Source organism: Rhodococcus sp. no. 34, assembly GCF_054589475.1.
In genome coordinates, this window is sequence record NZ_BAAILK010000026.1 from 645,671 (window position 1) to 670,297 (window position 24,627).

Below are 24,627 nucleotides of genomic sequence, written 5' to 3' on the forward strand. Positions count from 1 at the left end.
CACACGAGCATCACCTATACCCCGTACAGGTAAGGAACTCAGAATGTCCACACAACCGAAATCCACCCGTAAGTGGTGGGCGTTGGCGTTGATCGCCGCCGCTCAGTTCATGGTCATCATGGACACCTCCATCATCGGCGTCGCTCTCCCCCAGATGCAGAGCGATCTCGGCTTTTCCCAAGAAGGCCTGACCTGGGTCTTCAATGCGTACGTCATCGCGTTCGGCGGGCTACTCCTCCTCGGCGGCCGCCTGTCCGACCTGTTCGGCGCCCGCAGAGTGTTCTCCGCTGGTTGGCTGATCCTGCTGATCGGTTCCGTTGTCGCCGGTGCCGCCGGTAACGTCGCCGTCGAACTTGCGGGCCGTGCAGTCCAGGGCGCAGGCGCCGCACTCATCGCGCCGTCGGCGCTCACCTTGCTGATGATGCTGTTCGGCAGCACGCAGAAAGAGATGACCAAGGCGCTGTCCATCTACGGCGCCGCCGCCCCGGCCGGCGGTACGGCCGGCGTGTTCCTCGGCGGCGTCATCACCGAATACACCAGCTGGCCTTGGGTGTTCTACCTCAACATTCCCATCGCTGTCATCGCGCTGATCGCTACTCCCCTCCTGATGCCGAACGCACCGGCACGTACCGGGTCGATCGACTTCCTCGGCGCACTCGCTGTCACCGCAGGTCTTGCTGTCGGAGTCTTCGGCATCGTCAGAGCGCCTGATGTCGGATGGGGATCCGGGCAGACGTGGCTGGCGCTCGCCGTTTCGGCCGCTCTGTTGGGTGCATTCGTATTGATCCAGTCGAAGCGTCGGGAACCTCTGGTGCGTCTGGGAATCTTCAAGGCGCCCAACCTCGGTGCCGCGAACATCGCTCAGCTCGTGCTCGGCGCCGCCTGGATACCGATGTGGTTCTTCCTGAACCTGTACCTGCAGCAAGTGCTCGGATACAGCGCCTTCCCGGCCGGTGCGGCGCTGCTGCCGATGACGATCTTCGTCATGCTCGGCATGGTCGTCGTGGCACCACGGGCCATGGCACGCTTCGGTGCAAAAGCGATGATCGTGACCGGATTGCTGGTACTGGGAATCGGTTTGGGTTGGATGTCGTTGATCCGGCCCACCGGCAACTTCTGGGTCGACGTACTGCCGGCGTCGCTCGTGGCTGCGGCAGGTATGACGCTGGCGTTCATTCCCTCACTCGGTACGGCGATTTCGGCTGCACGCCCGGAAGAGGGCGGATTGGCTTCCGGCATCGTCAACGTCAGTTACCAGGTCGGCTCGGCTGTCGGCCTCGCGGTGATGACCGCGATCGCAGCAGTGTTCGGCGCTGATCAACTCGGTGACCTGACGGAGTTGACGAACGGTTTCTCCGCCGTGTTCCTCGGAGCAGCCGCCATCGCAGTGGTTGGCGCAGCAATCACCGCGGTCGTGATGCGGTCGACCAAGGTCGACGATCCTCGAACCGTTCAATCCACCGTCAATTCTTGACCAACTCCAGTGGTGGGTTCGGCCGGCTGTCACCAGCCGAACCCACCACCGGCGGAACCACTTAGGACTCGTTATGTCGCGCCTTGCTTCTCTCACGCCCACCACCGCTGTCGGTGCATCGAAAGACCTTCTCGCCGAACTCGTGAACCGTCACGGACAGGTCGGTGACATGGTCGCGGCGATGGCTCATTCGCCCGCTGTGCTGGGCGGCTATCTGCAACTCAGCCGAGCAATGAAGCGAGCGAAACTGAGCCGCAAGATCACCGAGCGAATCTCTATCGCTGTGCAGGTCCAGCAAGGTTGCGCTGTTTGCCTCGAAGCCCACGTGGCCGCCGCACACGCCAACGGCGTCGAGGCGGACGAGATCGAGCGTGCCCGCGCGGGCACCTCGGCCGATCCCGCCATCGCGGCAATGATCGACCTCGGACTTCGCGTCTATCGGGAGCCTGCCTCGATTTCAGACGAACACATCACGGGCCTTCGAGCGCACGGCTACGGTGATCGCGAGATCGCCGACGTAGTCGGAATCGTCGCCCTCAATGTCCTGACCGGAGCTTTCAATCTTGTCGCGGGAGTGAAACCAAATGAACCGGATCGCTAAGTCCGCACCGGAACGGAACAGCCTGCGTCTGTTCTTGATTCGCGACTATCGCCTGCTCTTCAGCGCCCAGATCATCGCGCTGTTCGGCACCGGGTTGGCGACGGTTGCGCTAGGTCTACTCGCCTACGAACTCGCCGGACCGAGCGCCGGAGCCGTGCTGGCCACCGCGCTGACGATCAAGATGTCCCTGTACGTCGTGATCGCTCCACTCGCGGCGGCGTACGTAGACCGGTTGCCGAGACGGGCTTTCCTCGTTGCCCTCGACGCCATTCGCGCAGCGGTCGTGATCGCATTGCCCTTCGTCAGCGAGATCTGGCACATCTACGTGCTGGTAGGTGTTCTCCAAGCTGCATCGGCAGCGTTCACTCCCACGTTCCAAGCGGTCATCCCTGACATCGTGACCGACGAGGCCGATTTCACCCGCGCACTGTCGGCATCGCAGGTCGCTTACACGATGGAAAGCCTGCTCAGCCCTGTTCTTGCCGCAGTCGCACTGTCCTTCATGACATTCAACCTGTTGTTCGTCGCCACCTCCGTGGGCTTTGCGGTCTCGGCACTGCTCGTGCTGGCCACCCGAATCCCCAACGCTCGCCGAAGTACTCACCGCAAGGCGTGGGATCGGATCGCGTCGGGGGTGCGAATCTTCGTGACCACACCGCGACTGCGCGGCATCATGGCACTCAATCTCGTGGTGGCAGCAGCCGGATCGATCGTGGTGGTCAACACCGTCAACTACGTCCGCGACGAGCTCGGTGGAACCCAATCCGACGTGGCGTGGATGCTTGCCGCGTCAGGCACCGGCACGTTGGTGACCGCGCTTCTTCTTCCACGCGTTCTCGACAGAACCGCTGAACGAACTGTGATGACAGCAGGTTCCGTTGTCCTGGTCGTCAGCGCCGGCGCGGCAGCAGCCCTCGCCGTGGCCGGTGTATTCACGTGGATGCTCACTGCCGCAGTGTGGGCGCTCGTCGGCGCCGGCATGGCCATGATCGTCACTCCGACCGGAAAAGTACTTCGGCGCTCCGTCGAACCCGCAGGTATACCGGAGGTGTTCGCAGCCCAGTTCTCCCTGTCGCACCTTGCCTGGCTTGTCACCTATCCGATCGCCGGATGGGTTGGTTCGAGCGCGGGATTTGCGGTCACCTGGAGCATCCTTGCAGCGCTTGCCGCAGTGGGAGCCGTTGCAGGATTTGTACTTTGGCCTCGGGAGACGGTTGTTGAATTGCCCGGACAGGCGACGTACGAAACCACCCGAGGCGAATGCACCTTGGCGGCTGCCCAGTGCGCGTGCGCTCGCACCGTCTGACGTCGACGGTCCGACTGAACCCCGACAGCGCTACAACGAAAGTGGTGGTGCAGCCATCGCCTGCACCACCACTCTTGGCTCAACTCACGTCGGCGTACTTCCTCGGATTTGCGTCGAATCGAGGACCACATCCCTTGCAGCAGAACCAGTACCGATTACCTTCGAAGTCACGGAACAGGCCTTCCGCTTCGGCACGCGCCTTTTCGATCACACTGCCGGGCATGACCCGACATTCGACGAGTTCACTACTGCCAGCGTTGAGTAGGTCTTTACCACCGGTCGGCATCGCCGAACCGACAGCGCCGACATCGCCTTTGGCGTCAGACTTCGGGGTGTTGCCACAGCCACAACTGCTCATTGGGATTCCTGTTCTTTTGCGGGACGGATGTGGCCCGCAAGCGAGCCCTATACAACCGCCAGTATACCCCCTATAGGTATATTTTACTGAGCCTGAGGGTGCGTTCAGTTGACATCTCGCCGTATAAACCGTTGCGGGATAGGGAATATACCGTCGCTGGATCCCCGCTCGTCTGCAGCATCATGACACAGTCAACCCTATACCTACTGGGGGTATAGGGTAGGTCTGGTATCGACCATCCATGTCCGCGAGGTCGTCGACGAAGAGGAGCAATGAAGAACTGGAAAGCAATCGGCAGCAGCCGATTCGCCGTAGTTGGAGCTTTGCTGTTGGTCGGCATGCTTTGGGGAAGCTCGTTCCCCCTGGTTGCTGTGGCAGAACCAACTCTCGGCGCCGTCGGCACGACGCACGGCCGCTTCATTGTTGCAGCGTTGGTTCTCGCGCTGATAACTGCTTCCAGCAGATCGACCTGGCGCGCGGTCGGTCATCGGTTTCCTGCATTCCTACTGCTGGCTGCCCTCAACGTCGCTGGGCCCCTGACACTTGTCGCAACTGCGATCGTCGGCCTCAACTCGTCGACGGCGTCGATCCTGAATGCCACGACTCCGATGTTCACCGTATTCGTCGCCGCTTTCTGGCTTCGACAAAAGATCACCTGGCGAAAACTCTCGGGGGTCGCGATCGGCATCGTCGGCGTCTCGGTGCTTGTCGGCGGAATTCCGTCAACGATCGACAGTCGCGCAATGCTGGCCATTGGCGCATCTTTGACCGCGGCGCTGCTGTACGCAGTCGGAGGTGTCTACGCACGAAAGTCGTTCCAGGACACTCCACCCCTGACGCTGGCCCTCGGCCAACAACTTGCCGCGGTCGCCCTCTTGGTGCCGGTGTCCGCCGTCGCTCCCCCACCGGGGCCCATAACCGTCGGCCCACTCATCGCCGTGGTAGCCCTGGGGCTGGGGGCTACCGCCGGTGGCTACCTGGTCTACTTCTGGATAATTCGTCAGGCGGGTCCAGTCGCGGCATCGGCCGTCACGCTTCTCGTTCCGATTTCGGCATCAGCTATCGGAGTGCTGTGGTTGAACGAACCTGTCACCTTCGCGCTCGTCGGCGGGCTCGTCGTCATTCTTGCCGGAGTCGGCTTGCTCCTGGATCTTCCGCCGACGCGAGATCCATCCCGCAGGGTTGCCCCGGGGCGGGCGGCTAGCGCGGACAAACGGCCGGTCAGCGGCTGATCGGAGCAGTCCAAAGTCCGACCAGCGCGTCGACGAGATCGGTCGTGAAGTCCTCCCATGACGTGACCGCGTCCGGCCCCTCTTCGGCAAGCGTGCGCTCGCGTTCGGCGAACATGTGCACGATCGCATTACGCCCGATGTCCGCGCGGGCGCGTCGAACACTCATCGGCATGTCAGTCAGACAGGCTGAAAGTCCGCGAAGCGTCTCCTGCAGAGTAGGCGAGGCCAGCACCTCGTCGTAAACGATTTTCCGCAGGACCGGGTCGGTGAGAATCTGCGCGCTGAACCGCGCATACCAGGTCGGGCCACCCATTTCGGCGTAGTGATCGGTCGATGCCCGAACCAGACACGAAATCCAGTCACGAACATTTGTGGACCCTTCGATCTCACGCAGCAGTTCGCCACGGTTCTTCTCGACCTGCTGGGAATGCTTGTTCACGATCGCGCGGACCAGATCGGTCTTGGTTCCGAAGTGATATCCGACGGCAGCATTGTTGCCCTGACCTGCTGCGTCGCTCACCTGACGGTTCGAAACCGCGAAGACTCCATGTTCTGCGAACAACTGCTCGGCGACGGCGAGAATGCGGTCTCGGGTTGCAGCAGAGCGCGCGGAATTTGCGGCGCCGCCGACATCGGCCGACGCGTCCTCAGTCCTCGTAGTCATGGACACCATCATCCTCGACCATCCGAAGCTGCTCGGCACCGGAGATATTCGTCACGATCGGAGACACAGCCTTCCGTTAAGTCAGTCACTTGATTTAACTTTAGTTCAAGCAACTGACTTAAACCATTATTCGTTCTTCCTCCGATGGAGTTACCGCAATGTCGTCAACCACTTCACCACCACCGACAACGCCGCCACAGACAACGAAGTCGCCAGCCACCACCGCAGTGGTGGCTGTTCTTGCGTTTTCCGGCATCGTCGTCTCGCTCATGCAGACGCTGGTGATCCCGATCATCCCGCATCTGCCCGAGTACCTGAACGCGCCGGCGTCCGATACCGCGTGGGCTGTGACCGCCACGCTGCTCGCAGCTGCCGTCGCCGTCCCGACCATGGGCCGCTTGGGCGACATGTTCGGCAAACGGCGTCTACTCCTGATCAGCATGGCGCTGTTGGTAACCGGTTCGGTGGTCGGAGCACTCAGTTCGAGCGTTATCCCCCTCGTTGCCGGCCGAATCCTGCAGGGCCTTGCTGCCGGCGTCATTCCGCTGGGCATCAGTGTGATGCGCGACGTGCTTCCGCCCAAGAAGCTCGCCGGCGCTGTTGCGATGATGAGCGCTTCACTGGGAGTCGGTGGCGCTCTAGGTCTTCCGATCGCGGCTTTGATCGCCGAGTACGCCGACTGGCACGTCCTGTTCTGGGCGTCAGCCGTGCTCGGCGCTCTTGCGGCCGTTCTTGTTGTCGTCCTGGTCCCCGAATCGACGGTTCGCACAGGTGGCACGTTCGACTTCGGCGGGGCAATCTCGCTCTCAGCCGCCCTCATCGCTCTACTACTGGCCATTTCCAAGGGTGGCGACTGGGGTTGGACGAGCACGCTCACGCTTTCCCTGTTCGGCGCCGCGATCCTGATATTCGGATTCTGGGCTTGGTGGGAACTACGCACCCCCAAGCCGCTGGTGGATCTACGCGTATCCATCCGCCGCCAGGTGCTCTTCACCAACCTCGCATCGATCGTGTTCGGGTTCGCGATGTTCGCCGCCAGCATGGTCTTTCCCCAGGTAGTCCAGTTGCCTGAAGTCACTGGTTACGGCCTAGGCGGTTCGATGCTCACCGCGGGTCTGGTCATGGCTCCCTCCGGCATCATCATGATGCTGATCTCTCCGCTGTCCTCACGTATCACCAATTCGCACGGCCCCAAGGTGACGCTCATGCTCGGCGCCGTTGTCGTCGCAATCGGTTACGGCATCGGCATTTTCGCCATGCACTCGATTTGGGAACTGATCGTGATCGCCGTGATCATCGGCGCCGGTACCGGTATGGCTTACGGCGCGATGCCCGCTCTCATCATGGGGGCTGTTCCTCCGTCCGAGACCGGTGCAGCCAACAGCTTCAACACCCTGATGCGCTCCCTCGGTACATCATTCGCCAGCGCCATCGCGGGTGTCGTCATCGCCCAGATGACCATGTCCATCGGTGGGGCAACGCTGCCGTCGGAGAACGCTTTCCGCGTCGTCATGGCCCTCGCTGCGGGATCCGCCGTCGTCGCACTCGTCCTGGCCGGTTTCCTCCCTCGGTTCAACAGCTCCAACTCCCGCAAGGAGATTGGTAGCCAGCACACCGATACGTCCCCGACCACGTCGAAGGAATCCGTTCCGACACACTGAGCCAGCGCGCAATACACACTGCGCTGTACACACAGCCCGGCCCCGGCGGAGTCCAACTCCGTCGGGGCCGACGCGTTTCACACATTTTGCTGTTGATACACCTGCGGACGACAGTTTCGTGACATGCTCCGTTGAGATGGGTGCTCGTTCGATACTCGGGGAAAGGATGCCGCGATCGCCGCTCCTCGTGCTGACGTAGCCCTTGCTGTCGCCGCCGCTGCCGTCCTGGGCATAGGCGTCGGTGTCCTTCTTGCCGATGTCGTCGCCGGCCTGGCTGCAGGTGCGGGTGCTGCAGTGGTATTTCGGTTTGCTCTTCGGATGATCAATACCCGAAAGTGAGCGGTTGTCGAGGGTCCTACTTCAGGACACGGATCGCCGAGCCCGGAAGGATTCCGCTCGATGGCGGATAGATCGACGTTGCCCCGTTGAAGAACATGTGAGCGGGAGTCGTGGATACCGGCAGCAGGTCGACGTCCTTGAACAATGCCCGCTCACTTTCCTCCCAGACCTTGCAGGACTCGTCACCGGGAAGAAGCGAAGCCTCAGTGGACAATTCGATGTACTTCTTGTTGTCGAGGGAAGCGAAGTTCACTCCTTCAGGCTTCGGTGGGCCGGTGAAGTACTTCGCAAAGATACTCGGCGTATCGCTCCCCAGCGTCAAACCGATGGAAACGTCCCACGACGACAGGTCGGTGGTGCTGAATGTGTTGGCGATGACAAAACTGTAGTCGCCGCCGGTCAGTTTCACTCTCGCGCCCAGTCCTTCCCACTGTGTTGCCACGTATTCCGCGGCGGCAGAGTTCGTATCGCGTGAGTTGTTGAAAATCACGTTGAGGGCAAGCGGTCGACCGTCCTTCGTCAGGATGCCGTCGGGACCCGCCTTCCAACCTGCGTCGGACAGCGTTTTCTTTGCTGCGTCGACGTCGAAATCGGGGATCGTCCCTTCGACACTGTTGTAGTCGCAGGCAAGGGGTTCCGAAACCGCGAGGGCGCGTGCACGGGTTCCTTTACCGCCGGTGGTGATCTCGGTGTAGTCGTCCAGGTCTACTGCCTGCACGAGGGCCTGCCGTACAGCACGGTCTGCCGTGGGTAGGGCCGCGAAATGATTGAAGATGAACTCGCCGGACAACGTGGTGTAGGTCTTCGAATCCAGACCCGCGGCCAAGACTCGTTCCTCGTCCGAACCGGTGACCGCTGCGGCATTCACTCCGCCGGTGAGAACAAGATTCGCCGTCGTACTGGGATCGGTGACAATCTTGATCGTCACTGTCTTCGGCACTCCGAGAGTGTCTGAAGTGGTCTCGCCGTTCGGACTCCAGGTGTAACCGTCGCGGCGTTCCATCGTGATGTGATCGTTCGGAACAACTTCGGTGACCTTGAACAGACCCGTTCCGTTGCTACTCGAACGGATGCTGGCCGGGTCTTCGAGCGTCGCAGCGCACGGAAGCCGCAACGCGCCGATTCGAGAGAGCAGGAAGGGCGCTGGCTCGGCGGTAGTCACCGTCAGTTCGTCACCGTCCGCTGAGGCCGAAGTCGACATCGGCACAGTGGATCCGCGTAGCGGTGAAGCGTTTTCAGGATCCATGACCCAGTTGATGTCATCGGCCGCGGTCTGTGCGGTGAAGGAAGTGCCGTCGGCACAAGTGATGCCCTTCTTGAGCACGAACTTCAGCGTGTTCCCTTCTTCACTCCAGCTCTCCGCCAGATAGGGACGCACAGTGCGTGTTTGCGCGTCGATGTCGATCAACGAATCGTACGAGTACGCGTTCACGATCTGAGTCGACGTGAGGTTGGTGATCAGAGGGTGCAGATTTCCGGGATCGGCGTTGATGACAGTCGTGAAACTGCCGTCCTTTGCATACTCACCGACTGAACCTTCGGGACTGGATGCGCCGCCACACCCGGCCAGGGTGAAAACGCCAACGCTGATAACTGCTGTCGCGGAGACAGAACGGGCTTTCATACGAGCCGCCATCTACTAGGAGTTGCCATGGCGACAATCGTGCGGGACTGACGTGGTCTGTATCTCGTTGAAGTTCCCCATACAGTCGGCCGTACTCTGTTCGATTGTCACTATCGACCGGGCAAGCGCAGACGCTAAGTACGACGCTGCCGTTGACGGTGATTCGCGACGTTGATTCGGTTGCCGCACAACGCCGGCATGCAGTATCGGCGTCGCCCTCCCCTGCTCGTATCGACAAACACCCCGTTGCACGTCGGCGATGCGCATGGACGGAATCGTTCGTACCCCAATGTGCGCAGAGTCCCCAGCAACGAGTATCCGATCAACAACGTGAGTTCACCCGCGAGATCGATTGTGTTGTCCGGTACTGCATTCCACCGATAGCCGTTCTGGGAATCTGGCGTAAGTCGAACGTGATGCGGGACGGCCTGGAGAAGTTGATGAGTGCGATCGACTAGTTCGCCGGCAGTCGGAGCATCGAGAACCGAACGAATTTCCTCTCTGAGCCCCTGAACGTCCGCAAGTTCACCGCTGGTCGGCCCGCGTCCGTTGCGGAGTGCGTCCGGCGAGAGTCCGTGTTCACTCAGTAGATCCCGAAGCGTCTGGGAGTCTGGCAACGCGTCACCAGCCTCCACCCACACTCGGGGTGAGGTGTTGACCAGGTCCGTCGCAAACGACGCACCGGATACGTAATCGTCTAAAACTACTTGCATCCCTTACCTCCCTGCTTTACCGTAATTGAATAACCTAACTTTACACCTTACGGAGGCGGCGGGATGGAACACTGCGCAGACCACGGACTGCCCGAGATACTCCTCGACACCCACAACCGATTACGCCGCGCCGGCACCGTGGCGTCGGGGACACCCGTCGTTGCAGCCGATCTCTACTGGTCGATCGGAGCGCTCGCCCAATGCCTGACCGCGATGGACGAGGTCATTTCACAACTGGGAATCAACGCCCAAAAGCAGTTGCGAGCTGGAAAGTTCGACGTCCAGAGCGGACCGTTCGAAGGAGAGCCCGACGCCGCCCTACTCACCGCAGTTCTTGCGCTCGCCCGAGCATCGAGTAGTTGCGAACCGGTTCAGGCGGCAATCGGCAACGCTCAGATCGCGGTGAGCGATCTCGTCGTCGCGAGGACTACCAGCGCCTGACACTCGGACGGGCCACCGCCCCAGTAGAGACTGTATGGTTGGTTTTCGGCATCCGCCGAGAGCGTCGAACAGCAGGGACCGGGTTTTCACTGTGAGTACAGGGACATCAACGATCTACGAGGACAGGACCGTCCGGATCGACGATCAGGGCGTTACGATCCGCCACTACTACTTTCCGTTTGTCAGCAAGTTCGTCCCGTACTCGCAGATCGAATCCGTCGACCTCGGAGTCATGTCATGGCTGAGCGGACGCCTACGAATCTGGGGAACAACAGATTTCAGCTCGTGGTACAGCCTGGATCTTTCACGCCCGTGGAAGGAGACCGCGGTGGTACTCACTCTCGCCGGCCACGGAGCGCCTTCGTTCAGCCCCAAGGATGCCGATCGCGTCGAGACCGAAATCCGCAGTCGCATCGAATCACACGCCGCGAACTGACTAGCGGAACTCGGATTCGACGGTGACGATCTCACTCCAGTCGGTTCGATCGAACAACCGCGCCAGCGCAGTGAACAGAACTTCCGGGTCGACGACGCTCTCGGGTGAGTGCACACCGATCCGATCCGAAATCGTTCCGTCGGCGAGCCGGGACACCACCTGAGCAAGGCCGAGCGCCAAGGGGATTCCGGTTGCACCGGCCATGTCCGACAGCAACTCCGATACCGGCGAATCGTCGGCAATACGTGCCACGACGCGCATCTCTCGACCTTCGAGCGCCCCTGTCGCCGAGGCGAAGAACAACGGCAAGGATCCGTGGCCGGCGCGCGTGAGCATTCGAGGCGCAGCACGGATCATCCGTCCGAGCGAAGGCTTGCCCAATTCTTCGGCGGCCGAGTCGAGATCGATTCTCCCCTTGTCGATGTCGGCGCGGAGAACGTCGAGAAACGCCACGGTTTCCGGTGTGATGACCATCAGATTTGCCGAATGCCCCGCAGGATTGATGGTCCGATGAAACATCACCGGCTCCGGATGCCCGACCACGTAAGCGTTCCCCCGACGTCCGCCGGGCAGTTCGAGTGCGATGGAACGCAACGGTTCTTCGTTGACGATTCGCCCCGCACGAACCACCGGAACCTGGCCGCTGATCTGTTGCATCCAGTGAACGGCGGCTGCACTCAATGTGTCCACCGACTCGTCCTCGCCCTCGACATCAACCGGCCAGGCTGTATACAGATCGTCGACCACGTCCAATCGCGAGACTGCCATCGCGGCCAGGAGGTTACTCATCCCGGGACTTGCGCCCATGCCGACTACCGCACAGATTCCGGCTCCCCTCGCGGCACAGTCCAATTCCAGCATGTCGACGGCCGGCTCCCAGTCGTCGCAGATGTCGAGATAGTGAGTCCCGGTCTCGATCGCTGCCTGGAGAATGCCGACGCCGAAACGGAAGAACGGTCCGACCGTATTGACGACCACGTCTGCGCCGTCAAGCAATTCACGTAGCGTGCGACCGTCCGTGACGTCGATGCTGCGCGCCTCGACTTCCGCTGACGCCTGCGCCAGTTCAACTGAAAGACGCTTCGCAGCATCGATATCGCGATCCGCGACTACTACCTTGCCGATTCCCGGCAATGTTGCGGCCAGACGAACTGCTGCCGAGCCCATGGCACCGGCACCACCCAGTGCGACAACCGTGATTCCGTCAGCCATGAATTCCCTCCAAAAATGCAGTCTGATCCGCTAGATAGCCGGGAGCGAAGATCGAACGGGGAGCAAGGACGGCCACCAGAGCGGACCTCACTTCCGAGTCTTGGAGATCCTTGTCCACGATCGAATGCGTAGCGTCGGGGTACTTCTTGACCACCAATTGCCCTGGAGTGTCCAACAATTCGCGATACACCCTTTCGGTATCAGCCACGTCGACGTTGACGTCTTGTCCGCCGATGATCAAGAGCACCGGAACCTTCACGGTTTCGAGATCGGCTCGCGCATCCGAGAGGTAGTTCTTTCGGATGAAGTTCCACCGGTCTTCGGTGAGACCGTCGGCCTCGCCGGAGGCCACGAGATCGTCGAACGATGCATCACGGGCCAACTGATCCAAGTTCTTCGCACGATCGACCCGCGCTTTCTCGAACTCATCGGCCGACGCATTTCTCTCGGAAAGTTCGGCTAGGGTATTGAATTCGCCTTGTTGGAGCCAGTTGATCGCGGGACCCACGGCAATGACGAACGCTACGTCCGGGTCGAGGTTCACCACCTTGGGCATCACCCACCCTGCCTGGCTTGCACCCCACAGACCGATCCGAGACGGATCGATATCCGAACGTCCCCGCGCCCACTCGATTGCCGCTTCCGTTTCTGCCGCGCGATCGTCCATGCTCTGGTCGAGCCAATTGCCCGGTGCCCCATTCACCCCCGGCTTGTCCCAGGAGAGTGACGCGTACCCCGCCTTTGCGAACGCCTCCCACACCGGTCGATAGAACGTCTCATGTGTTGCATCGACCGGGCCGTCTCCGTGGACGAAAACCACGAGCCCGAAGGGACCGTCACCGTGTTCGGGCAGTGCAAGGACTCCCTGGAGCGGCACCGATCCCCCGGTGATCGTCACTTTTTCCTCACGGATGTCATAGGTGTTCTGGTACAGCGTCCAGCCCACCAGAGTCGCGATCAGAACAACGACCACCGCCAGGGAAGTAACCATCCACCTGCGTAAACGAGGCTTACTCTTGCCCTCGCTCATCGATTCCGCTGCCATCTTCCCGCCCTAACGTACGAATTTGAAACGATCGTATTGCATTCGATAGTACAGTTGTGGGCGAAGATGTCGAGAAGCGAGGAAAGGACATGCGATGACCGACAGGGACGTCGATGTACCCACGAGGATCTTGATCGAGGGACTACTGCGCACGGACGGAACTGTCGACGGGCACACCCTCTATGCCACCGCCGACGCCCTCGGCAAAACTGATCAACAGGTTCGGCTGTGCATCAAGCGGTTGGTCACCGAGGGGAAGTTCACTCAGGAAGGTCGCGGGCGGCAGGCCACGCTACGAGCAACGCCGAAAGCCCTGCGCGAGATGGAACCCGACGTCGAATTCGTTCGGCTGGCCTATCGACAAGACCGCGACACTGTGACGCCGTGGGACGGGTATTGGCACCTGGCCGGATTCGCAATTCCGGAGTCGTCACGGAAAGCGCGAGATGCGCTGCGCACCAGGGTCGTTTACCTCGGCGGCGCGCTCGTCCAGGGCGGTCTGTACGTCTCGCCGCACGCCTGGGAACCGTATATTCGCGATGCGGCCGCCGAACTCGACGTCGAACAGCACCTGTCTTCTCTCACCACTCGAGATCTGAAAGTGGGCACTCTCGAAGACCCCGTGAAGATTGCCGCGCAGTTGTGGCCACTGGACCAGATCGCTGACGGATACGAACGGCTACTCGACGTAGCGACCGCACGCCTGCACAAACTGCAGAACAGTCCGGGTACCGATGCTGTCACGATGACCATCGAACTCGCGGCGGAATTCACGCGAGCCATGGAACCGGATCCGCTGTTGCCGCCGGAACTACTGCCCACCAACTGGATCGGCACGAGGGCTCGGTCGATCACTGCGCAGTGCTGGACGCTTCTGGCACAGGTGGACGGTGCCGACGAATTACCGTCGCTGTTCCACCTGTACGCAGATGCAATCGGTGACGATCAGGACGCAAGCGTGCGATGACGGGGCGGCAGTCCGAAACGCCCGAGAACCTCGTCGACTGCGGTGGACGGTGTGACAAGTCCGCGATCCTGAAGCCACGGAATGGTGCTGTCCACCAGATGCTCGAGCGTGCGAGGCAATGCGAGAGGCAGCAACGTAACGCCGTCGGCGACCTCCGCAGCTCGGATATCGGCGATCAAACTGCCGAGACCGGAAGGCGTTCCGACGTAATGAAGCGAAACGGGAACCCGCGGCGAGGTCAACGCGCTGTCCAACTGCGCAAGCTCCTTACGAGCGGAGCGAGCCTCCGGCGCGATCAGAATCTCGAGATCGACCAGCACTGCGACGCTGTCGGGATCGCGTCCTTCTTCAGCGACGGCAGCGCGTATCCGTGCGCGTTCGAGCTGTGCCTCACGCAGATCCGCAGCGCGAATCCGAACCACATTGGTAGGGAATGAAGCCAAATCGAGAGCCTTTTCACCCTCGGTGAGGTCCACCCAGTAGTCGCCGCCGATGATGGGCAGGTTGCCGGGTGCGCCCTCAGCGGCCGGATGGTGACCGGATCCGGTCAACTCGACCGCTACGTGCAGAGAATGCGAAGCGAGTGAAGACATGTGAGACCTCCGAAAATCAGAAAAGTATGGGATGAGCGAGACGAATCGTCAGCTCGAACACATTCCTGAAGAGGTGCGGCACAGATCGACATGGCGACGGCACCACTGACCGAGAGTGACGCTCACTCTCGAAGGGGTGGCGGGAAAATCCGCTGGTGCCATGGCTGCCATGCTAGTTGTCCGTTCGAGTTTTCGGGGACCGAGCTCAGCTCAGACGCACTCGGCTGCGCCGGCATTGTCGTCTGCGGCTCCGAGGAAGGGGCGGGTCTCGGGCACAGGGTTCCACGCACCTGCCGTCTTCGCGTACTTCCAATCACGCTGATTCGAAACCAGGATGTTCACGGCGTCGACCAACCGCGTCACGTCGTCCGAGCTGCTACCGAGGCCGAGGCTGGCGCGAACTGCACCGCCGGAGAGGCCGAGGCGCGCGAGAACCGGATGTGCGCAGAAGCGACCGTCGCGAACTCCGATGCCGTGCTCGGCGGAGAGGAATGCGGCGATCTCGCCCGCTTCGAATCCGTCGACGGTGAAGGTGACGATTCCGACGGCGTCGGGAGCGTCGTTCCACAGTCGCACGAGTGAGACGCCCTCGATGGCGGACAAGCCGTCAGTGAGCTGGGCGGTGAGCGCCTTCTCATGCTCGGCGATCACGTCGAAGTCCAGGGCGTGCAGGGTTTCGCAGGCGGTCGCGATGGCTGCCGCACCGAGCACGTTGGGGGAACCCGCCTCGTGGCGTGCGGGCGCGCAAGCCCACTCGGTGGATTCGACGGTCACCTCACGCACGGCGCCGCCGCCGGCGAGGTACGGCTGAGCTTCGTCGAGCCAGTCACGGCGGCCGACGAGAACGCCGGCGCCGAAGGGCGCGTACAGCTTGTGGCCCGAGAACGCTACGTAGTCGACGCCGCATTCCTGCAGGTCGATGCGACGGTGGGGAGCCAACTGAGCAGCGTCGACGAGGCTACGTGCGCCGCAACGGTGAGCGATGTCAGCCAAACGTGCAATCGGCAGGATCTCACCGGTCACGTTGGAGGCCCCGGTGATTGCGAGCAGCGCGGCAGGCTTGGTGCACAGTTCACCGATCAGACGCTCGATCGTTTCTTCGATGGTGTCTGCGGCGGTGACGATACGAGCGTCGTTCCACGGCAACAGGTTTGCGTGATGCTCGACGTCGAGGACGACGGTGCTGCCGGGGACGCACTGCGCAAGCAGGTTCAGCGAATCGGTGGTGTTCCGGGTGAAGACGACAACCTGATCGTCGGCACAGTTCACGAAACGAGCAACGGATTCACGAGCGTTCTCGTAGGTGAGCGTGGAGATCCGGGACGCGTAGCCGGCACCGCGGTGGACGCTGGCGTACGTGGGCAACAATTCGGCGATACGGTCGGTGACCTGGGCCAATGCCGGCGCGCTGGCCGCGTAGTCGAAGTTGGCGTAGGAGCATTCGCCGCCCTGAACCAATGGAACCTGCAGGTCGGCACCCGAAACCTTGGCAATCGCGGTGGTGCAGCAGGTGTCGGCACTCAATACAGCAGTCATCGAAGACAATCCTCACGTTCAAGGACTCGTTCGTCGGGAGATGGCCCCGGAAGAGTCCGCGCTTGCCGCATTCGTTTTCGAACGCAGCCGGGTCGTCACCCGGAGCACCCCACCGCGGAGGAGGGTTGCCGACCAGCAAGCCGGGGCTGAACACTGGTACTCGTGACCTGGCAACGAGGATGGCAGGAACCTCCCGCGCTTGTCAAGACGAAGCTGCGAAGACCGTCGTCACGGCGCGATCGTCCGGCAGGCGAGGTGGAGCGCAAGCCTGGTTTCCGGATCGGCCAGATCGACCGAGAGAAGGCGCTGAATTCTATCGATCCGACTCGATACGGTGTTGCGGTGCAAGCCCATTCGGGTTGCGGTGTGAGCCAGAGACGATTCTTCGTCGAGGTACGTCGACAGAGTCTCGAGCAACTCTCCATTGGAATCGCGTAGCGGTGCGAGCAATGCCGCGGCCGCAGGCTGGAAGGTGTCGGTTCGCGTCCACGCCAGCAGCAACTGCGCCAGCCCGAGGCGGTCCACGTGCAGGAATCGACCTGTTTGAGATCGGGAACCGGCGAGCCGAGCGGCATCCCCGGCCTCCGACAGGGACGAACCGATTCCAGCCGGACCGTCGTGTGCGCGTCCCACACCTACCCAGGTCTCCATCGTGGGTTCCAACCTGGCCTGAGCTGCACGGATGCACTCGGCGATCCTGGTGATCGCCTCCGGTCGCGGCTCGCCTGGCAGAGTCGTCCACGCCGCCCAGCCGTCAGCCTGTTCCACGACATTGGCGTCGATTCCCTCGGCGGCGAGAGCATCTGCAACCTCGCTGCGTCTTGCCACCAGGTCGACCTCACCGACCGCCAGGACTTTGATGCCGATGTGCCATCCGTCCAGCATCCAACCCGCGTCGAGTGCGCGCCGGAGCAGTCCGGGTGTGGCGTCTGCTGACGTGTCGATCAGTTCACCGAGCAACGCGCTACGCCGGCGCGCTTCACGCTCGTCGACCATGCGCGCAACGGCCAGTCGGTGCCCGGCAGCCAACGAGGCCACGTCGAGAACCACTGAGAGAGAAGCCTCTTCGACGCTTTGACGCACCGGGAGCAGCACCGCCAGCCAGGGCTCTCGGGCTGCGCCGGACATCACCGGGCACGCAATCAGGACCCCGCCGGAGTCCAATTCGACCGTGGTGGGCGCCCCGCGACCCGACAACATACCGGCAGCTGCTCGATCAGCGTCTGACAACAGGTCGGCGCCGGTCATCGGACGTCCGGACGTGTCCAGGAGAAAGAATGAACGCTGAAAGGTGTTCAGTAGCACCGACAGAAGATTCTCGACGCTTCCTCCGGCTCGTTGGCCCGCGTGTGTCGCCCGCAGTACTGCGTCGGCCATCACCGCCCGCGAATTCGAGAGAAGATCACGAAGATCCACGCTGAACTGCCACGGGTCGGATACTCCGAGCACCACCAGTCCGAGCCGATCGGCAAGCAACGAGAGATTCGCATCCTCCGCCGCAGCGCTGTGCACAGCGACCACCTGGCAGCCGGTCGCCGCTGTGCGCCGAAGGAGAGCGTCGAATCTCCACTCCCCGATGTCGATTCGATCGAGAATCACCAGAACTGATCCTGAACTCGCCGCACCCGACACGGCCTCGGCCGACTGTGCCGATTCCCCGGTGAGTGCTCCCACTGTCGTCACGACAGGATCACCCTCCCCGGCAAGTCGATACAGCCCGACAAAGGCCGGGTTGTTCAGCAACGCCGAAACACTCGCGCTCATCGCGCCTCCATCAGCACTGCGTCGTGGTCGATCCCGAATGCCCGCGGGCCGACAACTTTCAATCTGCCCACTTCGTCCGCCCACCACTGTGGACCGGGAAGAACCAACACGGCCACATCGTGCCCCTGGTGCACGGATTCACACGAGACGAAGGCGCCGGTCCGCACGTCGAGCAACGTCACGATGTCCGGGCACGTTGCAATCATCTCGCCGTCCAACGCGACGGTCAGGAACTCACTCTCGAATTCGACTCGTATCACCGCAGAATCGTGTTCGAGAATCACGCTGCCCCGACGATCGCCGGTGTCCGGACGACTACGACGGACCGCACGCACCCGGCCAGTCCCCATTACCAGGGCCCCGGAGCTCTCCGCGATCTCCTGCCAACTGCCCAGGGCCCCGATGTGCTGACCCAGTTCGTATGCTCGGGAGAGAGTTCCCGGAATGCACGCCTCCTGCACCGTCCGCGCATCGATCGACGCGATCGCCAGAGCGCCCCAACCGCTGGTTCTCCCGATCAACGACCGCACTGCTACCTCGGCGCCGAGCACATCCACTCCGTCGACGACGGTAATGAGGCCGCCGGGCTGGGCGAGTGTGACCGGGCACAATTCCAACCCGGCTGCGGCGAGAGAGAAGTGATCGAGCCGCGGCATCGCTCGACCCAGCAGGTCCGCGTCGACCACGGGAATTCCCAACGCCAACGCCGCAGCAATGCCGGAGAGAGCGTTGAGTCCACCGCCTTCGAAAGTCATCACCGCGGTCGGACGCTTCCCGGTCCAGCGCGTCAAAGCTGCTGCAGTATCTGCAAACTCACGCCCGGAGGGCAATTGCTCCTCCAAGGCCAGGGCCGATCCGACGATTCCCACCGGCATCACCAATGCCTCCTCCGGCAACTGGTCCGGCGCGATGACCTCCACCGAAGTAGACGTCATCAGTGGACGCAGCAATTCCACGAACAAGCGTGGATCGCCGCCCCCGCCGCAGCCCAGGACCACCGCCCCCGCTGCGATCGCGTCGAGGTCGGCCTCCCGGACCGCGTGCAGCCTGCTCACGGCTCGCTATTCTGCCAGTACAGGTTGCTCGAGTGTCTCCACCGGCAGGAACGGGCGATCGAGCCCGAAGCTAGCCGGGCCGAAGACCGCCAGTGCCTCCGGGGTTCTCATGATGGGTGGGGTCGCGATCCCGATGACCGCAACGCGCTGCCCGTACCGCAAGCCCTCGGTGGTGATGGGTTCGGCGGTATCGGCCTCGACGATGCAGATCAGGTCTGGCACGATCGCCACCATCACTCCGGATTGGACGGCGATCAGATTTTCGTTCTGGAACTGAACTTCCAGCTCTTCGTCTCCGACGCCGGCGATCCGCACCGAACCGCGAGCGAACCCCTCATCGGTTCGCCTGTCGACATCGATCACCTTGCCGTGAAAGAGAACTCGCCCGTATCCGTAGAGCGTGTCGGCGAGACTGTCGACAAGCGCCCGCACCGGGTCCACCCGCTGCTCACGTGAAAGTCTGATGGACCGGCCGATGGTCATGGCCAACGACAGAGTCCGTGGGATCGCCGTCCGCTTCACATCTGCACCCGTCATCGAGTACTGCGCGATGTGCGCCATCCCACCGAACCTCGACGTCACCCCGCGGGCGAGGCCCTCCAATCTGCTGTTGTCACTTCCGGTGTCGAAGATCGCCACCTCGTCGTGCTCGTTCGCCATGGCGAGCGGACTCGCCGAAATCCCGTACACCGAGAAGGTTTCCATCTCGAGCTGAGGAAAGGCTCGCCCCATCCCGTCGGCGTCGACAACCGGCAGGCCGCGCCGTGCGGCCACCAGCAACGGAATCATCGAATTGATTCCGCCGCACTCCATCGGCATCGTGGCATCTGCAGTTCGACCCGTGTGCTTCTCCAACGTGATCAGCGCCAGCTCGGGTTCGGTTCCGCGCGGCATCTTTTCGACCACGACGGTCGGGGCACCCATCTGCGCGACGGGAATCACCCACGCGTCGTCGTCAAGCTCCTCCGGATCGAGAATTGTGATTTCACCGGCCTCACCGAGCGCCTGCGTGACCAACATCTTGCCGACGAACGGATCTCCCCCGCCGCCGGTGCCCAACAAGGCTGCGCCCCTGGCGAGATCGTCGAGATCCGCCGTTCGTAGTGTCCAACTCATCGTGAGCCCTCCTGACCGGTGGAGACCAAACCACTGTGCAGTGCCAAGTCACCGACTGCCTTCACTCGAATACGTGTTGCGTTGCCCGGCAGATACGGAATCGGGACCTCGTCGAACTCCACGATCTGCACCGACTCGGGCCGTGCGCCTGCGGCGACTGCCCGATCGATCGCCTCCTGGCGAGCATCGTCGGCAAAAACCTGCCGGTGCCCGTCCCGCACCGCTTCGACTCGATCTACCTCACCACTGACCTGCGCGATCGCAGCGCCGATCGCATTGGCAACATCGAAGCGCTCAGGACGAATCACCGTTCCCAGGCCCGGGAGTTCACGCTCCAGCAGTACCGATCCCCCGCCAACCGCCACAACGGGAAGTGGATCCGACGTGGTCCGCATCTGTTCCACGGCGTCGGCGACTCGGCGCGAGATCCGGTCGAGTGCCGTCGACACCAGGCCGCGGTCGAGGTGCGCCACCGCACTGCGATCTCCGACGTCGGCCAAGCCTGCCGCGACGGCTATGTCGGTGGCCGTCAACGTGTCACCGCCGAATACGAGTGCCCGTGAACCCAATTCGTATCCCACAGATTCGGGTCCGACTGTGAGTCCGTCTGCATCCACCAGCGAACCACCACCGATACCGATCGAGAAGACGTCCGGCATACGGAAATTGGTCCGTACCCCCGCGACCGTCACCTCCGTGGTGGCTTCTCTGGGGAAACCGTTGGTCAATACGCCCACGTCGGTAGTGGTGCCCCCGATGTCGATCACCGCACAGCTGGCCAGACCGGACAGAACAGCGGCACCTCGCATGGAGTTGGTCGGCCCCGAAGCGAAAGTCGCCACCGGATAACGCCTCGCGTACTCGATGTCCATCAAGGTTCCGTCGTTCTGGCTCAGGTACAGCGGCGCGACAATGCCGTGCTCGACCAAAGATCGGGCAAGACCGTCGACGATGTGATCGGCGAGCTCGCGCAGCGCAGCATTGATGATGGTCGCGTTCTCCCGCTGGAGTAGACCCACTCGACCGATCTCGTGCGAGAGCGAAATTGCGACGTCCGGGCCGAGTTCCTCACGCACGATCTCCGCGGCGGCCGCTTCGCATTCGAGATTGACCGGAGAGAACACCGAAGATATTGCGACCGAACGAGTACCGCTGCGAGCCATATCGGCGGCATGGCGGCGAATCTCGTCGGGGTCCAGCGGCGAGATACGACGACCGTCGAACTCGTGCCCACCGTGAGCGAGGTAGTGCCTTCCTTGCACAGCGGAGACCAGGTCTCGCGGCCACCCCACCATCGGTGGAAGCGCCGCGGTCGCCGGAAGCCCCAATCGCAGAGCCGCTGTCGGTGCAAGTCCGCGTTGCTCGATGAGAGCGTTGAGAAAGTGCGTCGTGCCGATCATCACTGCTTGAACAGCGCTGGGAGAGAACGAGTACTGCTGCTGCAGCGCCGTCAGAGCTCCGCCGATTCCGCCGGTGATGTCCTTGCTGGTCGAGTGTTTGACATGCCCGATGACGGTGGTCCCGTCCATCAGGACCGCATCGGTGTTCGTACCACCGACGTCGATTCCGATTCGCATCGCGAACTCCCTTCTACAGTGTGTGCCGTGCTAGTGCGTGAGCGCAGATTTTCCCGAAGTCTCTTGCGGCGCTTCGGTTGCGGTGCGTCCGACTCCGCGAATCAGGCCGAGTCGACCCGCGACGACGTAGAGAACGAAGGCCGAGGCCACCGCGTTGATCGACGGCAGGCCGAAGGTACTGTAATGACCGATCAGCGCCGAGACGATCCAGATCACCAGCGTGGCCGGTACCCAAGTGGGTGCCGAGTTCGGGAGGGTACCCGCAGCTCGACTCTCCTCCAGATCCTTGCGCCATGTCTTGACGATGAAGTATTCCGCCACCATGATCCCGGCGATCGGCGGGAATCCGACGCCCAACAGGATCAGGAAGTCGGTGAACGAGTTCAGGATTCCGGCAGCCGCGAGGACCGAACCGGTGATGCCGACAACTGCTGTGACAACTGCGCGATTGATCCGTCGACCGAACACGACGTCGATGAAGTTCACGACGCCGAGCCCCGAGCTGTACAGGTTCCAGTCGTTGATCTTGAAGGTGCCGAGAACGATGATCAGAACGCCGACCCAACCGACCGACGAGAGAATGATCGTGGCAATGTCGGAACTGCGAACGGCATGGGCAAGGAGAACACCGGTCAGCCCGATCACGTATTCGCCCAACGTTATTCCGACGAGCGTCTGCTTCACGACATCGCCTGCCGTGCGGTTGAAGCGCGTCATGTCAGGTGTGATCACTGCTCCGGCAATGAAACCGCCTGCGACGATGGTAGTTCCGGCGAGGAAGCTGAGCTCCGGCCCGGCTGGAGCAGATGCCATCAGATCTGACAGCGAGTGATTACGCAGTTCGGCGACGACGGCCCAACCGACCAGGATCAGGAACAGCGGAACGGTGATGTTGGCGATCAGTTGCATGGATCCGAACCCGCGAAGGACTATCGCGGTGATCAGGAGACCGAAGGCCAAAGCCCACGCCCACTGCGGCAGAAACGGCATGATTCCGTGCAAACCTGATGCAGAGACAGCAGATTGAATGCCGAACCAACCGATCAGGCTGACCCCGATCACCAAACCGATCACCGCGGAACCTGCGTGCCCGAATCCACACCAGCGTGCGACCACCGATGTGTTGAGCCCTTCACGAACCCCGATGATGCCGATGAAAATACAGACGACCTCGAGAATCACCGCCCCGACTGTCAATGCCCAGAAGGCATTCCAGAACGTCATACCGTAGCCGAGCGTCGCACCGAGCAAGAACTGTGCGAGTGCCGATACCTGACCGAATCGCTGTACTGCCACCGAGAACCACGAATATCGTGCTTCGTCGGGAACGCGGGTGAGCGCGTAGTCGTCACCGTCGGACACTTCACCGCCGGCGGCGGTCGCTGACGTGTTTTTCATGACGGACTCCTCGAATAGTTGGGAAGTGTTCTCGGAGAAGACGGTACGAATGTGGCAGGGGTCACGCCTATGGGCGAATTGGCGTTTCTTCGTGTTACGACAATGCATTTCGCACAGTCGTCATTTCACACAGTCGCCAAATGGCACGGGTCTAACGCAACGCGTACCCGCCGTCGGGGTACAGCGTGGAACCCGTTGTGTACGTGTTGGTGAAGAGATAGAACACCGCTTGTGCAATCTCGTCTTCGTTCCCGACGCGGCCGAGCACGTTGTTCTCGGCACTCCAGGTGAACGCGGCCTCCCGAACCTCCGCCGGGCGCTGAGCCCACAGATGCCCGTCGATGGTTCCGGGAGCGACAGTGTTGACGCGGATCGGCGACAGTTCGACCGCCAGCCCCCGCCCGAGCCCCTCGATTGCCGCGTTGGCTGCAACGTATGCCGCGGCAGCTGCGGGTGGCCGCACACTGGCAGCGCCGGACATGAGGACCACCGATGCGGTGGGTGCCAGCTTGTCGAGCGCAGCGTGCACGACGCGGTACTGCCCCCAGAACTTGGAGGTGAACGGCGACGCCGCTTCATCGACGCTCTGTTCACGGAACGAGCCGACCTGGTAATCGGCAGCCGTCGTGAAGAGAGCGTCGACGCTGGGGATGTTGGTGAAGAACGCTTTCACCGAGTCGTCGTCGGAGGTGTCGACGGTGAACCAGTGCGCAGCCTCACCCAGCTGCGCGGCCGCTGCTTCGAGCTTGGATGCGGTTCGGCCACCGAGAACTACCTGCGCGCCGGCGTCGACGGCAAGCTGCGCCACTCGCAGCCCGATGCCTGTTCCGCCGCCGATCAGTACGACGGTCTTGCCTGAGAGAGGAGAAGGTGTCGTTGTCATGCAGCGACTGTAGGGCTCACCGAATTGTCCCGACATGTGCAGAATGCACAGATTTCACTACGGCACAGTGCCAAGTATCGAGACTTAGCTGTTAGAGGACACCGCCCCCGGGGATCTCGCTTGACGACGTTTGCTGCGTCGAAACTGCCTTCACATGTACTCCTCCTTCGAGTTCGCTTGTAACAAAACAACTCCCACGACCGAAAATGTCGGTGAACCACAACAGCGAAGGGAAGTAACGACTATGGGATCAGCAGACGTCATGGCCTGGCTCGCCGAGGGTTACCTCGCCGGCGATCCGATTCGCTATCCGCTCTACGTCGGATCGATGTTCCTCGCGATGCCGTTCCAACTGATCGGCGTAATTCTGGGTCACCCCTTCTGAATCGTCACATCAGGCCAGGGCGGACGACGTAGAACGGCCAGAGTTGCGATCACTGCGGCCGCCAACCCGATGAACTCCCCCATCAAAGCCGCCCTGGTGTGATCGACGGCCGGTGACCACGACGGCTCACCCTCGTGGATCGAGAACACTCCCACTGGCACCGGTATCGGGTCGCGGCGCCACCGCCGGTGCAGACGCGAAACCGTGATGATCGTCGATCCGTCGCTGGTCTGGTGCGGTTCTCCGA

Annotated in this window: 24 protein-coding genes and 1 riboswitch; of the genes, 9 read left to right on the plus strand and 15 right to left on the minus strand. The window is 62.0% G+C overall.

Features of this window, described 5'->3' with window-relative positions:
* Positions 1-43: 43 nt before the first annotated feature.
* The 3 genes from ACYP01_RS12135 (at position 44) to ACYP01_RS12145 (ending at position 3,381) form a co-directional block, all read left to right on the plus strand.
* Complete coding sequence (locus tag ACYP01_RS12135) at positions 44-1,474, plus strand: MFS transporter (RefSeq protein ID WP_020968303.1); 1,431 nt, start codon at positions 44-46, stop codon at positions 1,472-1,474.
* 73 nt (positions 1,475-1,547) lie between these two features.
* On the plus strand, positions 1,548-2,075 hold the full coding sequence (locus ACYP01_RS12140; RefSeq protein WP_020906029.1) for a carboxymuconolactone decarboxylase family protein: 528 nt from the start codon (positions 1,548-1,550) through the stop codon (positions 2,073-2,075).
* Entirely contained in the window at positions 2,059-3,381 is a 1,323-nt protein-coding gene (locus tag ACYP01_RS12145) for an MFS transporter (protein ID WP_459680187.1), read from the plus strand. The genes ACYP01_RS12140 and ACYP01_RS12145 overlap by 17 nt, the downstream gene beginning before the upstream one ends.
* A 79-nt stretch (positions 3,382-3,460) precedes the next feature.
* Here ACYP01_RS12145 and ACYP01_RS12150 read toward each other — a convergent pair whose 3' ends face one another.
* Positions 3,461-3,739, minus strand: coding sequence for a YHS domain-containing protein (locus ACYP01_RS12150; protein ID WP_042922741.1), 279 nt, complete (start codon positions 3,737-3,739; stop codon positions 3,461-3,463).
* 272 nt (positions 3,740-4,011) lie between these two features.
* On the opposite strand from ACYP01_RS12150, the gene ACYP01_RS12155 reads away from it, so the two are divergent.
* Positions 4,012-4,971 (plus strand): DMT family transporter, encoded by a 960-nt coding sequence (locus tag ACYP01_RS12155; protein WP_459680190.1) that lies wholly within the window; start codon positions 4,012-4,014, stop codon positions 4,969-4,971.
* Here ACYP01_RS12155 and ACYP01_RS12160 read toward each other — a convergent pair.
* Positions 4,961-5,635: a TetR/AcrR family transcriptional regulator gene (locus ACYP01_RS12160; RefSeq protein WP_042450572.1), complete on the minus strand. Its 675-nt coding sequence runs from the start codon at positions 5,633-5,635 to the stop codon at positions 4,961-4,963. The two genes, ACYP01_RS12155 and ACYP01_RS12160, sit on opposite strands and share 11 nt — an antisense overlap.
* 158 nt (positions 5,636-5,793) lie before the next feature.
* Between ACYP01_RS12160 and ACYP01_RS12165 the strand changes: the two genes are divergently transcribed.
* Positions 5,794-7,296, plus strand: coding sequence for an MFS transporter (locus ACYP01_RS12165; protein WP_020906025.1), 1,503 nt, complete (start codon positions 5,794-5,796; stop codon positions 7,294-7,296).
* Between the two features lie 355 nt (positions 7,297-7,651).
* Here ACYP01_RS12165 and ACYP01_RS12170 read toward each other — a convergent pair whose 3' ends face one another.
* Both ACYP01_RS12170 and ACYP01_RS12175 read right to left on the minus strand, forming a co-directional pair.
* On the minus strand, positions 7,652-9,259 hold the full coding sequence (locus ACYP01_RS12170) for an ABC transporter substrate-binding protein (RefSeq protein WP_042450529.1): 1,608 nt from the start codon (positions 9,257-9,259) through the stop codon (positions 7,652-7,654).
* A 134-nt stretch (positions 9,260-9,393) separates the two neighbouring features.
* Positions 9,394-9,972 carry a CGNR zinc finger domain-containing protein gene (locus ACYP01_RS12175; protein ID WP_261257104.1) on the minus strand — a complete coding sequence of 193 codons (579 nt, stop codon included), beginning with the start codon at positions 9,970-9,972 and terminating at the stop codon, positions 9,394-9,396.
* Positions 9,973-10,035: 63 nt separating this feature from the next.
* On the opposite strand from ACYP01_RS12175, the gene ACYP01_RS12180 reads away from it, so the two are divergent.
* Positions 10,036-10,413, plus strand: a complete 378-nt coding sequence (locus tag ACYP01_RS12180) for a hypothetical protein (protein ID WP_261257101.1) — start codon at positions 10,036-10,038, stop codon at positions 10,411-10,413.
* Positions 10,414-10,504: 91 nt separating this feature from the next.
* Positions 10,505-10,849 carry a PH domain-containing protein gene (locus tag ACYP01_RS12185; RefSeq protein WP_261257099.1) on the plus strand — a complete coding sequence of 115 codons (345 nt, stop codon included), beginning with the start codon at positions 10,505-10,507 and terminating at the stop codon, positions 10,847-10,849.
* Here the strand turns inward: ACYP01_RS12185 and ACYP01_RS12190 are convergent, their stop codons facing one another.
* Together ACYP01_RS12190 and ACYP01_RS12195 are read right to left on the minus strand one after the other, a co-directional pair.
* A complete protein-coding gene (locus ACYP01_RS12190) occupies positions 10,850-12,061 on the minus strand; it encodes a saccharopine dehydrogenase family protein (RefSeq protein ID WP_099697782.1) in 1,212 nt (403 codons plus the stop codon).
* Positions 12,054-13,052 carry an alpha/beta hydrolase family protein gene (locus ACYP01_RS12195; RefSeq protein ID WP_459680248.1) on the minus strand — a complete coding sequence of 333 codons (999 nt, stop codon included), beginning with the start codon at positions 13,050-13,052 and terminating at the stop codon, positions 12,054-12,056. Before ACYP01_RS12195 ends, ACYP01_RS12190 begins: the two co-directional genes overlap by 8 nt.
* A gap of 148 nt (positions 13,053-13,200) precedes the next feature.
* Here ACYP01_RS12195 and ACYP01_RS12200 point away from each other — a divergent pair, with 148 nt between their 5' ends.
* Complete coding sequence (locus ACYP01_RS12200; protein WP_075835118.1) at positions 13,201-14,073, plus strand: PaaX family transcriptional regulator C-terminal domain-containing protein; 873 nt, start codon at positions 13,201-13,203, stop codon at positions 14,071-14,073.
* Here ACYP01_RS12200 and ACYP01_RS12205 read toward each other — a convergent pair.
* From ACYP01_RS12205 to ACYP01_RS12240, 8 genes are all read right to left on the minus strand, one after another.
* Positions 14,052-14,666 (minus strand): LLM class oxidoreductase, encoded by a 615-nt coding sequence (locus ACYP01_RS12205; protein WP_050655923.1) that lies wholly within the window; start codon positions 14,664-14,666, stop codon positions 14,052-14,054. The genes ACYP01_RS12200 and ACYP01_RS12205 overlap by 22 nt on opposite strands.
* 210 nt (positions 14,667-14,876) lie before the next feature.
* On the minus strand, positions 14,877-16,202 hold the full coding sequence (locus ACYP01_RS12210; protein ID WP_459680198.1) for an aminotransferase class V-fold PLP-dependent enzyme: 1,326 nt from the start codon (positions 16,200-16,202) through the stop codon (positions 14,877-14,879).
* Positions 16,203-16,255: 53 nt separating this feature from the next.
* Positions 16,256-16,370: riboswitch (SAM riboswitch) on the minus strand.
* Positions 16,371-16,430: 60 nt separating this feature from the next.
* Complete coding sequence (locus tag ACYP01_RS12215; RefSeq protein WP_047269699.1) at positions 16,431-17,966, minus strand: PucR family transcriptional regulator; 1,536 nt, start codon at positions 17,964-17,966, stop codon at positions 16,431-16,433.
* The gene (locus ACYP01_RS12220) at positions 17,963-19,021 is read right to left on the minus strand and encodes a DUF917 domain-containing protein (RefSeq protein ID WP_063315110.1); all 1,059 of its coding nucleotides are present in this window, start codon (positions 19,019-19,021) and stop codon (positions 17,963-17,965) included. Before ACYP01_RS12220 ends, ACYP01_RS12215 begins: the two co-directional genes overlap by 4 nt.
* 6 nt (positions 19,022-19,027) lie before the next feature.
* On the minus strand, positions 19,028-20,137 hold the full coding sequence (locus ACYP01_RS12225; protein ID WP_007727138.1) for a DUF917 domain-containing protein: 1,110 nt from the start codon (positions 20,135-20,137) through the stop codon (positions 19,028-19,030).
* Entirely contained in the window at positions 20,134-21,714 is a 1,581-nt protein-coding gene (locus ACYP01_RS12230) for a hydantoinase/oxoprolinase N-terminal domain-containing protein (RefSeq protein ID WP_070161570.1), read from the minus strand. Before ACYP01_RS12230 ends, ACYP01_RS12225 begins: the two co-directional genes overlap by 4 nt.
* 30 nt (positions 21,715-21,744) lie before the next feature.
* The gene (locus ACYP01_RS12235; protein WP_459680202.1) at positions 21,745-23,112 is read right to left on the minus strand and encodes a purine-cytosine permease family protein; all 1,368 of its coding nucleotides are present in this window, start codon (positions 23,110-23,112) and stop codon (positions 21,745-21,747) included.
* 151 nt (positions 23,113-23,263) lie between these two features.
* The gene (locus ACYP01_RS12240; RefSeq protein ID WP_007727145.1) at positions 23,264-23,995 is read right to left on the minus strand and encodes an SDR family oxidoreductase; all 732 of its coding nucleotides are present in this window, start codon (positions 23,993-23,995) and stop codon (positions 23,264-23,266) included.
* 244 nt (positions 23,996-24,239) lie between these two features.
* On the opposite strand from ACYP01_RS12240, the gene ACYP01_RS12245 reads away from it, so the two are divergent.
* Positions 24,240-24,380: a hypothetical protein gene (locus ACYP01_RS12245; protein ID WP_003941170.1), complete on the plus strand. Its 141-nt coding sequence runs from the start codon at positions 24,240-24,242 to the stop codon at positions 24,378-24,380.
* Here the strand turns inward: ACYP01_RS12245 and ACYP01_RS12250 are convergent.
* A partial coding sequence (locus ACYP01_RS12250) for a hypothetical protein (protein WP_459680205.1) occupies positions 24,368-24,627 on the minus strand: 260 nt, incomplete at its 5' end. The two genes, ACYP01_RS12245 and ACYP01_RS12250, sit on opposite strands and share 13 nt — an antisense overlap.